Below are 14,227 nucleotides of genomic sequence, written 5' to 3'. Positions count from 1 at the left end.
GGCCCTCAAATATGCTGTTCTAAGTGCGAATATTGTAATCTTAGTATTTGAACTAAAAGCCAAGTGTATCGCGTAATTGTATGGTGAACGGTTATCTTGCGCCGATTTCGATTTTTTTCAACCAGCATTTTGTAGGGTTAATGGTCATTAGGGTAAATTATGCAGCACGAACAAGACGTTGAAATTGGTGGTATCGGATGGTTGCGTTGGCAGTTTAACGCTCCCGAAGGCTTTTTGCTGCAAGGCGTCCGTACTCCTGCGCGCGGCTTGCCAGTGCTGCACTTTATTCACGGCAATAGCTATTCTGGCCTTACTTATTTGCCGCTTTGGCAACAGTTAGCGCCTCATTTTGATATTTTCTTACATGATGCCCAGGGCCACGGTGATAGTGAGCATGGCGGCAAGTTTGTAGGTTGGAACCGTTCGGGCGAACTAGCTGCACTCACTTGGCGCCAGTATGCTAGCGAGTATCCGAATGTACCGCACATCGGTATGGGCCATAGTTTTGGTGGGGCGTTAACCAGCTTGATGAGCTCCGCTGACAAAAATTTATTTCAACAATTGGTATTACTCGACCCGATGCTTTTTCCACCGAGTATGATTCGTTGGGCTATGCCTCTTGGCCGTATTGGCTTAAACCCGGTAGCAAAGAAAGCGCGGCGCCGGCGCATGCTTTGGCCGGATGAAAAGGCGGCAATGGATGCCTTGCGCGGCCGAGGAATGTTTCGTGGCTGGCAAGAGGATGCGTTATCCGCCTATGTTCAGCACGCTATGGAAACAACTAGCGAGGGGCAGAAATTAAAGTGTTTACCGGAGCGAGAAGCTGAAATATTTAGCACCTATGCGGCGAAACTATGGCGAGATCTGGGTGCCGTAACCGTGCCTACATTTGTCTGGATTGGCAAAGATACCTATCCGTTCTTAAGCAAATCAATGGCGGCTTGGAAAGCAGCCCACCCCAATCTATCCGTTAGTGAAATTGAGGGTGGGCATTGTTTTATGCAAGAAGATCCAGAAGTTATTGCGGCTCAGATTCGGGCGGTAGTGGCTCACCAACACAGGCTGAAAGCGTAGTTAGCAGTTTTCGCTCAACCACATTAATCTCGCCGTCGTGTTTAGCGCAGATTAACCATGCTTTTACAATTTGCTCTTTTTCTTTTACCGACCATTGATCAATGCGATCTAAACATTCGGAAAGTTCGGCAAAATTGAAAGGCTGTTGGCGAAATGGTTTCAGGTTTTTCGAGAAACCGCGTGCTCCTGCCGCAAATGCTAATTCGGCTTCGCTATCGCTTTCATGTCCATACCATGCCAATACTGATAGGGTGAACTCAGCATCTGATTGCTTGCGAATGCCAACTTTGGCAACGCGCTTATTTGGTTCAAATTCGGCACGCACATAGCGTTGCAGCATTTGTACTAAACACCATTCATAAAGTGATACTTGCGCATCCACTGCTACCAACTTATCTAGGGTTGCGAGTACTGTGTACGCCTCTTCTTTTGCCAGTGATTTCAGGGCCGGCACTGAAAGTTCGATAAGAGGCAAACGTTGTTCAAGCGGTAGCTCAGAAATTTTCTGGTAATCGTTTTCCGTGCGCTGCCGTAATTCGTTTTCATGTTCGGAAGCAATTATATTCAGTTGTTTGCTGCGAACTTCGTTATCAGCACTCAACGCCATTGCGAATACTAAAGCTTGTGCACCGGCTTGCTGGCGAACTTCGGTACGCATGCTTTCATCGATAATGGCAGCGGCTACGATGCCTTCAGTGAGCGCTTGCCCACCCTGAGCGTAATCGCCCGTAATCGCACCTTCCGGTAATGTTGCCGCTAATCCACCGCCGAGCGCACCAGAAGCAGAACCCAAAACGGCCATACGCTGCGCCATGCGTTCTTTCTCGTTGAGCTTCGCTTCGTTTGCGAGCTCTTCTGCGAGTTGTTCTTTGGGATTGCTCCGAAATTTACCATCCCAATCCGGGCGTACGCGCTTGATACGCGTTGCTAACGGTGGATGTGTAGCAAATAGCGAAACGGCTTTGCTAATAGCCTGGCCAAAAAACAAATGTGAAGCTTCATCGGCATTTTTACTTTCTACTTTACTGCCATGGCCTTTGTTGGCACTAAGCGCTCCGATTTGCTCCAAAGCACCGCCAATACCATCCGGGTTACGAGTAAACTGTACTGCCGAAGCATCGGCTAAATATTCGCGTTGGCGGCTAACCGCAGCTTTAATAATATTACCGAAAAACACGCCAAGGGCACCGATAACAAGTAACCCGATACCAATAAATGGCAATGGATTTTTCTCGTTGCGGCGGCTGTACATGCCAGTACGGAGCAACAAGTAACCAGCGTGGGAGATAAACAAAATACCGTTCAAAATAGCAATAATACGAATATTCATCCGCATATCACCATTCAATATATGCGCAATTTCGTGGGCGATAACGCCCTGAAGTTGATCTCGGGTCAGGTTTTCAACACATCCGCGGGTAACACCGATTACCGCGTCACGCGGTGAATAACCCGCAGCAAATGCATTGATACCTTGTTCTTGCTCCATTAAATATACGGGAGGAACGGGCATATTGGCCGCAATGGCCATTTCTTCAACCACGTTGAGCACTTTGCGCTCGGTGGCATCGTTACTATCAGGTGATAAACGGCGGCCGCCAAGGCTTTCTGCCACAACTTTGCCGCCACCCTTCAACATATACCACTTAAATAATACGGCAAGGCTAATGGCAGAGAGTGTCATGCCCATTACGGCCACGATAATATCCCAATGAAATAGGAACTCTCCACCACCAGCACTTTCTTCGTCCATTGCACTCATGCCACCGGTGAAGGCAGCAACAAGTAGCCCGGTAAGTAGCAATAACGAAATAACCGCCACCCCGAATAGAATCACCAGCAACCGCGTGTTGCGCCGGGCAATAGCTTGGTGCTCAAAGAAATTCATTACCGACATTTAATTTTCCCAGTAGTTAAAATTCAACTTTCGGTGCTTCTTGAATGGCTTCGCGATCTTCAAATTGCAACAAGCTCGCATCTTCACCGTGCCCCACTAAACCAGCAAATACTACGGGTGGGAACGATTGGCGGTACGTGTTGTATTCCATCACCGAATCGTTAAAAGCTTGGCGCGAAAACGCTACTTTATTTTCCGTACTGGTAAGTTCTTCGCTAAGTTGCGCCATGTTCTGGTTGGCTTTTAAATCAGGATAAGCTTCCATTACCACATTCAGGCGGCCCATAGCGCTACCAAGTGCACCCTCGGCACCCGCCAAATTGCCCATCGCTTTCGCATCACCAGGGTTTGCAGAAGCGCCTTCTAATGCAGCAGCAGCTTGGTTACGTGCTTGAACAACAGCTTCCAGCGTTTCACGTTCATGCTTTAAGTAAGATTTCGCAACTTCAACCAAGTTAGGGATAAGATCGTAACGACGCTTTAATTGCACATCAATTTGCGCAAAGGCATTTTCAAATCGGTTTTTTAGGGTAACGAGTTTGTTGTAAATGCCGATCGCGTAAAATACAGCAATAACCAGCACCGCAATTAGAATCCAGTGGGTGAGTTCCATGGCAAATTTCCTCTTAGAATAAATACACAAAGGTATTGAAGTACTTGTTATAGCATGGAATCAAGAAAGCCTAAATGTAGCAATCACCTATTTCACGTAAAAGTGGTTTTTTAACGGCATTCGGTGTACTTTATGTTGCACCTTTGAACTCACTTAAAAGCGTGCTTATGTCGAACGTTAGTGGAAACCTATTTGTAATTGCTGCGCCAAGTGGTGCCGGAAAATCGAGTATGATCAAAGCCTTATTAGAGCGGCATGAAAAAGGCTCTATGCAGGTATCGGTAAGCACTACAACGCGGGCGCCACGGCCAGGTGAAATTAATGGTGTGCACTATCATTTTGTAAGCGAAGCTGAATTTCTGCAGCAGGTAGAAAAGCACGAGTTTTATGAATGGGCGAAAGTGTTCGATAACTATTACGGTACCTCGCGTACAGTAATTGAAGATACTTTAGCGAGCGGGATTGATGTCTTCTTAGATATCGATTGGCAGGGCACTCGGCAGGTAAAAGCAGCATATCCGGGCGTACATACGATATTCATTCTTCCGCCCTCGAATGAAGAGCTTGAACGTCGCCTGCGTGAACGCGGGCAAGATAGCGATGAAGTGATTGCGAAACGCATGGCGAAAGCACAGCACGAAATGTCGCATTACGCTGAATTTAGCTACTTAATTGTGAACAACGATTTCGCCACATCCGTGGATAATTTAGAGCACATTGTAATGAGCCAACGTTTGCGCCGCTCGAAGCAGCAAATTCGGCATCGTGAAATATTGCATAATCTGCTCGCTGAAGAATAAAAACCCAACTAAAACAATGCAATGAGCAATAGATCTTGGCGGATCCGTTACTTTGCAGTACACTATTTGCCCTTTCAAAGAATCAATTTGAGTTTCGCGGAGTAATAAGATGGCACGGGTAACAGTAGAAAACGCAGTAGAACGCATTGGAAACCGGTTTGATTTGGTTCTAGTAGCAGCACGTCGTGCGCGTCAAATTGCTAACTATGGCAAAGAGCCAATGGTGCAAACCACGAACGATAAACCAACTATCATTGCACTTCGCGAAATTGAAGCTGGATTTATTGATGCTGGCCGCCTTGATCAAGACGACCAAGACGCGCAATACGCACAAGATGAAGCAGAAGTAGCAGCAATGGCTGCATTGAAATCGAGTGATTCTAACGATTAATCGATTTTCTCAACGGGGGCAATCTGCTCCCGTTGGCATTTCCCCCGTTGGCAAATTGTTTGTTTACCCTTATCCTCTCTGTTATACCTAGCAATAATACTTAGAAATAATCGCTGCTGATTGTAAGGGCGGATATTTAAGTAAAAATACTTAAAGTATCAAATAGAGAAGTGAGAGCGCTGAAGTGTATCTTTTTGAAGGTTTGCGCACATTAACCGAAGCTTATTTACCTGCTGATCAAGTAACACGCCTTGAACAGGCTTTTGTTGTGGCTTTTGATGCGCACGGTGAGCAAAAACGCCAAAGCGGTGAGCCCTACATTACCCACCCAGTTGCAGTAGCATGTATGCTTGCCGAGATGCGGCTTGACCATGAAACCCTTATGGCTGCGTTACTGCACGATGTGATAGAAGATACCCCAGTAACCCAAGAAGATCTTGCCGAACAATTCGGCGCTACGGTAGCTGAGCTCGTTGAAGGCGTATCGAAGCTGGATAAGCTGCAGTTTAATAGTAAAGAAGAGCACCAAATCGAAAACTATCGCAAGATGATTATGGCGATGGTGCAAGATATTCGTGTGATTCTTATTAAGCTGGCGGATAGAACGCACAATATGCGCACTATAGGTTCGCTGCGGCCAGATAAGCGCCGTCGAATCGGCCGCGAAACACTTGAGATTTATGCACCGTTGGCGCACCGCTTGGGTATCCACAATATTAAAAATGAGCTTGAAACCTTAGGCTTTCATGCGCTTTACCCATGGCGCGCGCGCCTACTCGATAGCCAAGTTCGCAAAGCCCGCGGCAATCGCAAAGCGTTGCTAGAACGCACTCACGATGAAGTTTTATCACGCCTTGGTGAAATGGGGATCCGTGCACGGGTATACGGCCGAGAGAAGCATCTATACAGCATCTATAAAAAGATGTTGAACAAGGAGTTGAAGTTCACGCAAGTGATGGATATCTATGCATTCCGTGTAATCGTTGATTCCGTAGATACCTGTTATCGCGTATTGGGTGCGGTTCATAATTTGTATAAGCCCATTGAAACCCGCTTCAAAGATTACATTGCGATTCCAAAATCAAATGGCTATCAATCGTTGCATACCTCGTTGAAAGGCCCGCACGGGGTGCCGGTAGAAATTCAAATTCGCACCGAAGAAATGGATTTAATGGCCGATCGTGGCGTGGCCGCGCATTGGTTATATAAAGATATTGAAGATAACAACACCACCGCTCAAGTGCGGGCGCAAAAATGGATGCAGAGCCTTATTGAGCTGCAGCAAAGCGCAGGTAACTCATTTGAATTTATTGAGAATGTAAAATCAGATTTATTCCCTGATGAAATATATGTATTCACCCCTGATGGCCGCATTATCGAATTACCACAGGGTGCCACCGCGGTAGATTTTGCGTATGCGGTTCACACGGATATTGGCAACACCTGTATCGGCGCACGCGTTAACCATAAAGCGTATTCATTAAGCAAGCCCTTAGAAACGGGGCAAACCGTTGAGATTCGAACGGCACCTGGCTCGCGGCCAAACATTGCTTGGTTGAACTTTGTAGTTACCGGAAAAGCGCGGTTGAAGATCCGCCAGTATTTGAAGAACCAAGAATTTGATGAAGCGTTGGTTTTAGGCGAACGCTTGCTTCGCGCATCGCTTGGTACCGTGAATATGAACGATATTAAAGAATCGGAGTTTGTTCGTGTTGCGCAAGAATTAAAGCGTGAAGATAAACAAAGTTTGTTGCGCGATATCGGCCTCGGAAACTTGATGGGCGTGGCCGTAGTTCGCCGTCTAATTGGTGATGAGCAACGGTTGAAAGCGGCTGCGGGCGATGATGAACATGGCCGCAGTTTAGCCATTAAAGGGGCTGATGGCTTATTGCTATCATTCGCGAAATGCTGCCGGCCAATTCCGGGCGATGATATCATTGCTCACGTAAGCCCGGGGCGTGGCTTAGTTATTCACCGCCGTGAGTGTAAGAACGTGCGCGGACACGAAGAAGAACCGGGCCGCTACTTCCCAGTACAATGGGATAACAAGCCTGATTCCCAGTTTGTTTCTGAAATTCGTGTGGAAGTGGTAAATCACCAAGGCGCATTGGCGCAGCTAACTCAACAAATTGCTCGTACTGGCTGTAATATTCACGGTTTGAAAACCGAAGAAATTGATTCCAGTGTTTATTACATTGATGTGGCATTAACCATTAATGATCGCAAACATCTTGCTGATGTAATGCGGCAAATTCGCAAGATGCCGCATGTACAGCGAGTTTCTCGTTTAAGGAAATAATATGTCGAAAGTTATTATTGCTACCGATAAAGCACCAGCTGCTATCGGCACATATTCACAAGCCATTAAAATAGGCACTACGGTATATCTTTCTGGCCAAATACCGTTGGTTCCAGAAACCATGGAAATGGTTTCGGATGATTTCTGCGCCCAAGCTGAGCAAGTATTTAAGAACCTAAGCGCGGTGTGTGCAGCGGCCGGTGGTGAGTTACAAGATATGGTGAAAGTACAAATTTATCTAACGGATTTAAGCAATTTCGCTGTGGTAAATGAGGTAATGGCAAGCCACTTCACTACACCATACCCGGCGCGTGCCGCTATTGAAGTATCTGGCTTGCCGAAAGGCTCGCAAATTGAAATTGATGGCGTGATGGAATTACCCACTACCAACTAAACAATAGATGTGAAGCGTTACAAAAAAACGCCCTGATGGGCGTTTTTTGTGGGCTAAATATTATATTAGCATGGCAAAACTACACCGCGGGCTCTTGTTCGGCCGCCGCTTCAGGCTCAGCTTTGATTGGGCCAATAATGAAGATTGCAGCGATAGCAACAACGCCTAAGATAAAGCAGTAAAAGGTATTTAAACTTACGGCTAATGGTGAAATACCAAAGGTAGCACCCATTAGAAGCGCTTGCGCCCCGTATGGCAACACACCCTGCACAACACAAGCCGCAATATCGAGATAGCTCGCGGCTTGTTTTGGTGCAATGTTTCCCTCTTTAGCAAGGCGCTTACTTACTTCCCCTGAGATCAATATGGTAACTGTGTTGTTGGCTACGGCAAGGTCGGTTAATGCGGTTAAGCCCACAATTCCGAACGAGGCGGAACGATCTGCGCGTTTGCTCAAACGGCTGGTGATGCGCTCAACTGTGTTCGATAAGAACTTTAAACCACCTTGTTGGCGAATTAACGCTGATAAACCACCAATTAACAATGATAGTAAGAAGATTTCCTGCATGCTGGTAAAGCCAAGATACACATCTTGGCTAAAGGCTACGAGCTCATAATCTACCGCAACAAAGCCAAATACAGCGGCTAAAATAATGCCCAGTGTTAGCACTACAAATACGTTTAAGCCGCTTACTGCCAGTGCAATTATGAAAAAGTAAGGAAGTGCCAACCAGAAATTTGCTTCTGGCACATCAATGGGAGCACTGCCAGTATCGAAAAACGAAAGCACTATAATAGTTAGAATAGCGGCCGGCACGGCGATGCGTAGGTTAGCTTTAAACTTATCCTTCATTTCACAGCCTTGGGTACGGGTAGCGGCAATGGTGGTATCTGAAATGAATGAAAGGTTATCACCAAACATAGCACCACTTACCAACACACCGGCCATGAGTGCAGGGTTAATGCCGGCAGCTTGGCTTAATCCAAGCGCAACAGGTGCTAATGCAGCTAAGGTACCCATGGAGGTTCCCATCGCGGTTGAAACCACCGCCGCTATTAAGAATATACCGGGTAAAATGAACGATGCTGGGATAATACTTAACCCAAGCGCTACCATCGCATCAACACCACCGGTGGCCGCCGCTACTGTAGAAAATGCACCCGCCAGCAAATAAATCAAACACATGGTAATGATATTATTGTGGCCAACACCGGCCACAAAGGTTTCGATGCGATCGTTAATGCGTTGTTTGCTTAAGATAATGGCAAGAATAATCGCTGGCATAATAGCAACAGGGCTCGCCAGCTGATAGAACGCCATATCAACGCCATCGAAATGGAAATAAATTCCAGTACCTAGAAAGAGAGCGAGAAATAATCCAAGTGGCAATAGGGCCACGGCGCGAGGTTTAATGGGTGTGGTTGGCGTTGATGACATAAATATCCTAATTTTTATTTTTAGACGTCCAGAAGCATAAACATCTTAACCCGAGCTTGCAAGCAAGAATTCATACAGATGTTTTCCGTGCAACCTTGAATCGGTGTACACTGAAGGCACAGCTACAACGAATTGAAGTAGTGCCCAGCAGTAATGAAATAACAGAGAGAAATCGAATGAGCCCAGAAGATCTACATTTACAGCTACGTAACTTACGTGATGAAGATTACCCGCAGCTTAAAGCACTCATGGATCGTGTTTACGATGACATCGGTGGTGCTTGGGAAGAGCATACGATTCATGCACTCATTCGCGATTTCCCTGAAGGCCAAATTTGCCTAGAAGATAATGGCGTTATTGTTGGCGTAGCACTAACTGTACGCGTTATTTACGATAAGTTCAGCAACCCGCACCAATATGACGACTTGTTGAGCAAGCGCGATAAAATCTTGAATGAAGCAGAAGGCGATGCTCTGTATGGCCTTGATGTACTGATTCACCCCGATTATCGTGGCTATCGTTTAGGCCGCCGTTTGTATGATGCCCGCAAAGAACTCTGTATTCAGCAAAACTTGAAAGCAATTTTGGCCGGTGGCCGTATTGTAAACTTCCATAAGTACGCCGATGAAATAACCGCAAGCCAATATCTAGAGAAAGTGCGCCGCCGCGAGGTATACGATCCGATTTTGAGCTTTCAGCTTGCGAATGATTTTGTAGTAAAGCGCCTGCTTTATAAATATTTGCCAGAAGATAAGCGCTCGAAGGGATACGCCACGTTGTTAGAGTGGAGTAACTTCCTGTATGAGGCTTCGGAAACCGTTATTCATTCGCGTTCGCGCAATGTTCGTATCGGCGCCGTGCAATGGCAAATGCGGGCTGTGAAATCCGTAGAAGAACTGTTGCAACAAGTAGAATACTTCGTGGATGCGGTTTCCAGTTATAAAAGTGATTTCGTATTGTTCCCTGAGTTTTTCAACGCACCATTGATGGGGCTTTCAAAAGAAGGCCAGCAAATGAGTGCTATCCGGTTCCTTGCTGGCTTCACCGAACGTTTCCGCAAAGAAATGTCGCAAATGGCTGTGAGCTATAACGTGAATATCGTTACCGGTTCAATGCCGTTGAGTGAAGGCGATTCACTGTATAACGTAACCTATTTGTGCCGCCGCGATGGCTCGGTAGAAGAACAAAGGAAGATTCATATTACCCCGCATGAAAAGCGTGATTGGGTTATTGAAGGCGGTGATAAAGTTCAGGTATTCCAAACCGACGCCGGCCGTGTTGGTATTTTGATTTGTTACGATGTGGAATTTCCGGAGCTGGGCCGTTTGATGGCCGATGAAGGCCTTGAGATTCTATTTGTACCGTTCTGGACCGATACCCGTAACGCATATTTACGTGTGCGCCACTGTGCTCAGGCCCGCGCGGTAGAGAACGAGTGTTATGTGGTAATTTGCGGTAGTGTGGGTAACTTGCCAGAAGTAGAAAGCCTAGATGTGCAATATGCACAATCATCGGTATTTTCGCCTTCTGATTTTGCGTTCCCACACGATGCGGTGATGTCGGAAACCACACCGAATACCGAAATGTTGATGTTCTCTGATTTGAACTTAGATGAATTGAAGTATTTGCATAATGAAGGCTCGGTAACGAACTTAAAAGATCGCCGTACGGATTTATATGATGTTGTTCGTAAGTGGGATTAAAACCCTAAGCCTCTTCCAATTGGCGGCGCGATGCCTATGAGTAACCTTTCGGCACTGGCTGAAATTTCGATAACCACCCTGAAAGGTGTGGGGGCGAAAATGGGTGAGAAATTGCAGCGCTTAGGCCTGAATACGGTGCAAGATGTGCTGTTTCATTTGCCTTCGCGTTATCAAGATCGCACGCGGGTAACCCCGATAGCGGCTCTACGAACCGGAGAGTACGCTACTGTAGTAGCCGAGGTGTTGGATAACCGGGTGCATTTTGGCCGCCGCCGGGCATTGTTAGTACGGGTAAACGATCGCAGTGGCACGCTTACACTGCGATTTTTTCGTTTTAGCGCGGCCCAGCAAAAGCAGTTAGAGAAAGGCCTTACCGTTCAGCTTTATGGTGAAATTCGGCCCGGGCCTACTGGGCCAGAAATGGTGCACCCGGATTATAAAAGCTTGCAGCCAGGCGAACCAATTCAGGTAGATGAAAGCCTTACGCCGATATATCCGGCCACCGAGGGCGTGCACCAACTTACCTTGCGCAATCTTGCTATGCAGGCACTGAGCTATTTGAATTCCAAAAGTTTGCCGGAGCTGCTACCGGAATCGTTGCGCCAAGGCTTACCTAACTTGCAGGAAGCAATTCGGGTGTTGCATGCACCACCTACGGATAGTGACCAACAACAGTTACTGGAAGGCTTGCACCCCGCTCAACGGCGTTTGGCGCTTGAAGAGCTACTAGCGCATCAGCTCAGTATGTTACAGGCAAGGCAGCAAGCGCAGGCCGTGAAAGCAGTTGGGTTACCGGCTCCGAAAAAATTGAAACAAGCATTGCTGGCGCAGTTACCTTTCTCGCCTACCGCAGCACAAGCTCGCGTAGTGGCAGAAATTGAGACCGATATGCAATCGCCGATGCCCATGCTGCGATTGGTGCAAGGCGATGTCGGTTCAGGTAAAACGTTGGTAGCCGCGTTGGCTGCACTTTCGCCGTTAGAAGCCGGTTACCAAGTAGCGTTAATGGCACCCACTGAGCTTCTCGCAGAACAACACGCACGGAGCTTTGCGATGTGGTTAGAGCCCTTGGGTATCCAAGTAGGCTGGCTTGCTGGCAAACAGAAAGGTAAAGCACGCGAAACTACATTAACGGCGCTCGCGCAAGGCGATATTCGTTTCGTGGTAGGAACCCACGCACTCTTTCAAGAGGCGGTTCACTTTCATAATTTAGCCCTGGTTATTATCGATGAGCAGCATCGTTTTGGCGTACATCAGCGCTTAGCCTTACGCGAAAAAGGCGAGCAACAAGGATTGCACCCGCATCAATTAGTAATGACGGCTACGCCGATTCCGCGCACGCTGGCCATGACCGCGTATGCGGATTTGTCTACGTCGATTATTGATGAACTTCCACCCGGGAGAACACCGGTACAAACCGTAGCGATTCCCGATAGCCGTCGGCCAGAAGTGGTACAACGGTTACACGATGCGGTAAAGAATGAAGGTCGTCAGGTCTATTGGGTGTGCACGTTAATTGAAGAATCAGATGTGTTGCAATGCCAAGCGGCGGAAGATACGGCGCTGTATTTGCAACAAGAACTGCCTGATTTGCGTGTGGGGCTGGTACACGGGCGGCAGAAAAGCGCCGAGAAAGAAGCGGTGATGCAGCAATTCAAAGCACATGAGCTGGATTTACTCGTGGCTACCACCGTTATTGAGGTCGGGGTGGATGTTCCCAACGCTAGCTTGATGATCATTGAAAACCCAGAGCGTTTGGGCTTAGCGCAGCTGCATCAATTACGCGGTAGAGTGGGCCGAGGTTCGGTGGCGAGCCATTGCGTGTTACTTTATAAAACACCACTATCGAAGCAAGCAAACGAGCGCTTATCGGTATTGCGCGAGAGCAATGATGGTTTTGTGATAGCGGAACGGGATTTAGAATTGCGCGGTCCGGGTGAATTACTCGGTGCGAAACAAACTGGGTTGGTACAAATGAAAGTTGCCGATTTAACCCGCGATAGTGATCTACTTCCGCAAATTAGAACGTTAGCTCAGCAGTTGTTTAGTGAATATCCGCAGCAAAGCAGTGCACTTATGTTGCGCTGGCTTCCGGATAAAGATCGATACGCTCAAGTTTAGGTTGATCTACGCGCTATTATTGGGCAAAGACCATTGGGCAAATCGCCGCCATCGTTTACACTAGGCTACTCATTGTCTGAGTAGTATGCGGCAGTAGTATTTTGCAGTAATCAAGAGCATGGAAAACATCATGGAAAACCAAGACGACAACACACATTTTGGCTTTAAAACCGTAGCGAAGGGCGAAAAGGCCAATATGGTAGCCGGCGTATTTCACTCGGTAGCTGGGAAATATGATTTGATGAACGATGTGATGTCGTTTGGAATCCATCGTTTATGGAAACGCTACACCATTGATTGCAGCGGTGCGCGCCGTGGCCAGAAAGTACTAGATTTAGCCGGTGGTACCGGCGATTTAGCCGCTAAATTTGCCCGTATGGTAGGCCCTGAGGGCGAAGTGGTGCTTGCTGATATCAACGATTCTATGCTGCGTGTTGGCCGCGATAAGCTGCGTGATATGGGTATTGTCGGTAATGTGAGTTACGTGCAAGCCGATGCCGAAAAACTTCCATTCGATGATAATACCTTTGATCTGATTACCATAGCGTTTGGCTTGCGCAACGTAACCGATAAAGACGCCGCACTGCGCTCTATGTTGCGGGTGTTGAAGCCAGGTGGCCGTTTACTTGTATTGGAGTTCTCGAAGCCCGAAGTAGAAATGCTTTCAAAAGCGTACGATATGTATTCATTTCATATTATGCCGAAGATGGGTGAGTTTATTGCCAAAGATAAAGATAGCTATCAGTACCTAGCTGAATCAATTCGCATGCACCCTGATCAAGAAACCTTAAAGGGCATGATGCAAGAAGCTGGCTTTGAACAAGTGGAATATCACAACCTTACGGGTGGTATTGTAGCTTTGCATCGTGGGTACAAATTTTAGTGTCTGCTTTACAAGTGTTTCGTGCTGCGGTTGAACGCAGTTTAAATTTTGCTTTGGCGGCCGATCCGGCCTCGCCACAACGTATGCGCCCACTTGCCGGGAAGTGCTTTCGGTTAACCGTTAACGGCCTTCCGGAACCGATTACATTGCTGTTCTTTGAAGATCGCGTGAGCCTTATGGGGCCACATTACGAAATAATAGATTGTGCGGTAACGGCTGCGTTAAGTGATTTACCCGAACTCAGTGATGCCGGTAAAGCAACCCAATTGTTGCAAAGCGGCCGTGTACAAATTGTAGGCGATCCGGTTTTAGCGCAACAAGCGGCGCAAGTTTTCAAGCAATTGAACATTGATTGGGAAGAAATGCTTTCGGGGTATATTGGGGATGTGCCGGGCTATTGGGCGAGCCAGTTAGTAGCTAAATTAGCCGCAATAAAACCCGAGCCCGCAGCAATTCGACAACGCGCCAGTGAGTTTTTAACGCAAGAATTCAATACAGCGGCAAGCCCGCTGCAAATGGCAATACTAACTGACGATATTAAGGCACTCGAAGCGCGGTTAACGCGGCTAGAGAAACGAGTTTCGGATTCGGAAGCGTTAAATAACAAAAACTGA

Annotated in this window: 12 protein-coding genes; 9 read left to right on the top strand and 3 right to left on the bottom strand. The window is 47.2% G+C overall.

From position 1 onward, the window contains the following. Nucleotides 1-159: 159 nt before the first annotated feature. Entirely contained in the window at nucleotides 160-1,074 is a 915-nt protein-coding gene (locus CWE13_RS08025; RefSeq protein WP_126807568.1) for an alpha/beta fold hydrolase, read from the top strand. On the opposite strand, the gene CWE13_RS08020 is transcribed toward CWE13_RS08025, so the two are convergent. Further along, on the bottom strand, nucleotides 1,019-2,971 hold the full coding sequence (locus CWE13_RS08020) for a M48 family metallopeptidase (protein ID WP_126807566.1): 1,953 nt from the start codon (nucleotides 2,969-2,971) through the stop codon (nucleotides 1,019-1,021). The genes CWE13_RS08025 and CWE13_RS08020 overlap by 56 nt on opposite strands. A gap of 16 nt (nucleotides 2,972-2,987) precedes the next feature. Beyond that, on the bottom strand, nucleotides 2,988-3,584 hold the full coding sequence (locus tag CWE13_RS08015) for a LemA family protein (RefSeq protein ID WP_126767006.1): 597 nt from the start codon (nucleotides 3,582-3,584) through the stop codon (nucleotides 2,988-2,990). Between the two features lie 161 nt (nucleotides 3,585-3,745). Here CWE13_RS08015 and gmk point away from each other — a divergent pair, with 161 nt between their 5' ends. From gmk to CWE13_RS07995, 4 genes are all read left to right on the top strand, one after another. Further along, on the top strand, nucleotides 3,746-4,384 hold the full coding sequence (gmk, locus tag CWE13_RS08010; protein WP_420837039.1) for a guanylate kinase: 639 nt from the start codon (nucleotides 3,746-3,748) through the stop codon (nucleotides 4,382-4,384). Between the two features lie 109 nt (nucleotides 4,385-4,493). After that, nucleotides 4,494-4,775 carry a DNA-directed RNA polymerase subunit omega gene (gene rpoZ / locus CWE13_RS08005; RefSeq protein ID WP_126807562.1) on the top strand — a complete coding sequence of 94 codons (282 nt, stop codon included), beginning with the start codon at nucleotides 4,494-4,496 and terminating at the stop codon, nucleotides 4,773-4,775. Nucleotides 4,776-4,959: 184 nt separating this feature from the next. Continuing rightward, complete coding sequence (gene spoT, locus CWE13_RS08000; RefSeq protein WP_126807560.1) at nucleotides 4,960-7,074, top strand: bifunctional GTP diphosphokinase/guanosine-3',5'-bis pyrophosphate 3'-pyrophosphohydrolase; 2,115 nt, start codon at nucleotides 4,960-4,962, stop codon at nucleotides 7,072-7,074. Nucleotide 7,075: 1 nt separating this feature from the next. Then, nucleotides 7,076-7,468 carry a RidA family protein gene (locus CWE13_RS07995; RefSeq protein ID WP_126807558.1) on the top strand — a complete coding sequence of 131 codons (393 nt, stop codon included), beginning with the start codon at nucleotides 7,076-7,078 and terminating at the stop codon, nucleotides 7,466-7,468. A gap of 79 nt (nucleotides 7,469-7,547) precedes the next feature. Here the strand turns inward: CWE13_RS07995 and CWE13_RS07990 are convergent, their stop codons facing one another. After that, nucleotides 7,548-8,906: a Na+/H+ antiporter NhaC family protein gene (locus tag CWE13_RS07990; RefSeq protein ID WP_126807557.1), complete on the bottom strand. Its 1,359-nt coding sequence runs from the start codon at nucleotides 8,904-8,906 to the stop codon at nucleotides 7,548-7,550. Nucleotides 8,907-9,082: 176 nt separating this feature from the next. On the opposite strand from CWE13_RS07990, the gene CWE13_RS07985 reads away from it, so the two are divergent. The 4 genes from CWE13_RS07985 to CWE13_RS07970 all read left to right on the top strand — a co-directional run bounded on the left by CWE13_RS07985 (nucleotide 9,083) and on the right by CWE13_RS07970 (nucleotide 14,227). Beyond that, nucleotides 9,083-10,609, top strand: coding sequence for a carbon-nitrogen hydrolase family protein (locus CWE13_RS07985; RefSeq protein ID WP_126807555.1), 1,527 nt, complete (start codon nucleotides 9,083-9,085; stop codon nucleotides 10,607-10,609). Between the two features lie 36 nt (nucleotides 10,610-10,645). Further along, nucleotides 10,646-12,730, top strand: a complete 2,085-nt coding sequence (gene recG, locus CWE13_RS07980) for an ATP-dependent DNA helicase RecG (RefSeq protein ID WP_126807553.1) — start codon at nucleotides 10,646-10,648, stop codon at nucleotides 12,728-12,730. Nucleotides 12,731-12,860: 130 nt separating this feature from the next. Then, complete coding sequence (gene ubiE, locus CWE13_RS07975; protein ID WP_338024806.1) at nucleotides 12,861-13,613, top strand: bifunctional demethylmenaquinone methyltransferase/2-methoxy-6-polyprenyl-1,4-benzoquinol methylase UbiE; 753 nt, start codon at nucleotides 12,861-12,863, stop codon at nucleotides 13,611-13,613. Beyond that, complete coding sequence (locus CWE13_RS07970; RefSeq protein ID WP_126807551.1) at nucleotides 13,613-14,227, top strand: ubiquinone biosynthesis accessory factor UbiJ; 615 nt, start codon at nucleotides 13,613-13,615, stop codon at nucleotides 14,225-14,227. The genes ubiE and CWE13_RS07970 overlap by 1 nt, the downstream gene beginning before the upstream one ends.

This window comes from Aliidiomarina shirensis, assembly GCF_003987345.1.
Taxonomy (GTDB): Bacteria; Pseudomonadota; Gammaproteobacteria; order Enterobacterales; family Alteromonadaceae; genus Aliidiomarina; species Aliidiomarina shirensis.
The sequence above is the reverse complement of the archived record's forward strand: the minus strand, read 5'-3'. Positions and strand labels throughout refer to the sequence as shown.

Bases quoted from the DNA above. Each gene is read 5' to 3' on its own strand.
- CWE13_RS08025 (WP_126807568.1), top strand. From the start codon at position 160: ATGCAGCACGAACAAGACGTTGAAATTGGTGGTATCGGATGGTTGCGT.
- CWE13_RS08020 (WP_126807566.1), bottom strand. From the start codon at position 2,971: ATGTCGGTAATGAATTTCTTTGAGCACCAAGCTATTGCCCGGCGCAAC.
- CWE13_RS08015 (WP_126767006.1), bottom strand. From the start codon at position 3,584: ATGGAACTCACCCACTGGATTCTAATTGCGGTGCTGGTTATTGCTGTA.
- rpoZ (WP_126807562.1), top strand. From the start codon at position 4,494: ATGGCACGGGTAACAGTAGAAAACGCAGTAGAACGCATTGGAAACCGG.
- CWE13_RS07995 (WP_126807558.1), top strand. From the start codon at position 7,076: ATGTCGAAAGTTATTATTGCTACCGATAAAGCACCAGCTGCTATCGGC.
- CWE13_RS07990 (WP_126807557.1), bottom strand. From the start codon at position 8,906: ATGTCATCAACGCCAACCACACCCATTAAACCTCGCGCCGTGGCCCTA.
- CWE13_RS07985 (WP_126807555.1), top strand. From the start codon at position 9,083: ATGAGCCCAGAAGATCTACATTTACAGCTACGTAACTTACGTGATGAA.
- recG (WP_126807553.1), top strand. From the start codon at position 10,646: ATGAGTAACCTTTCGGCACTGGCTGAAATTTCGATAACCACCCTGAAA.
- ubiE (WP_338024806.1), top strand. From the start codon at position 12,861: ATGGAAAACCAAGACGACAACACACATTTTGGCTTTAAAACCGTAGCG.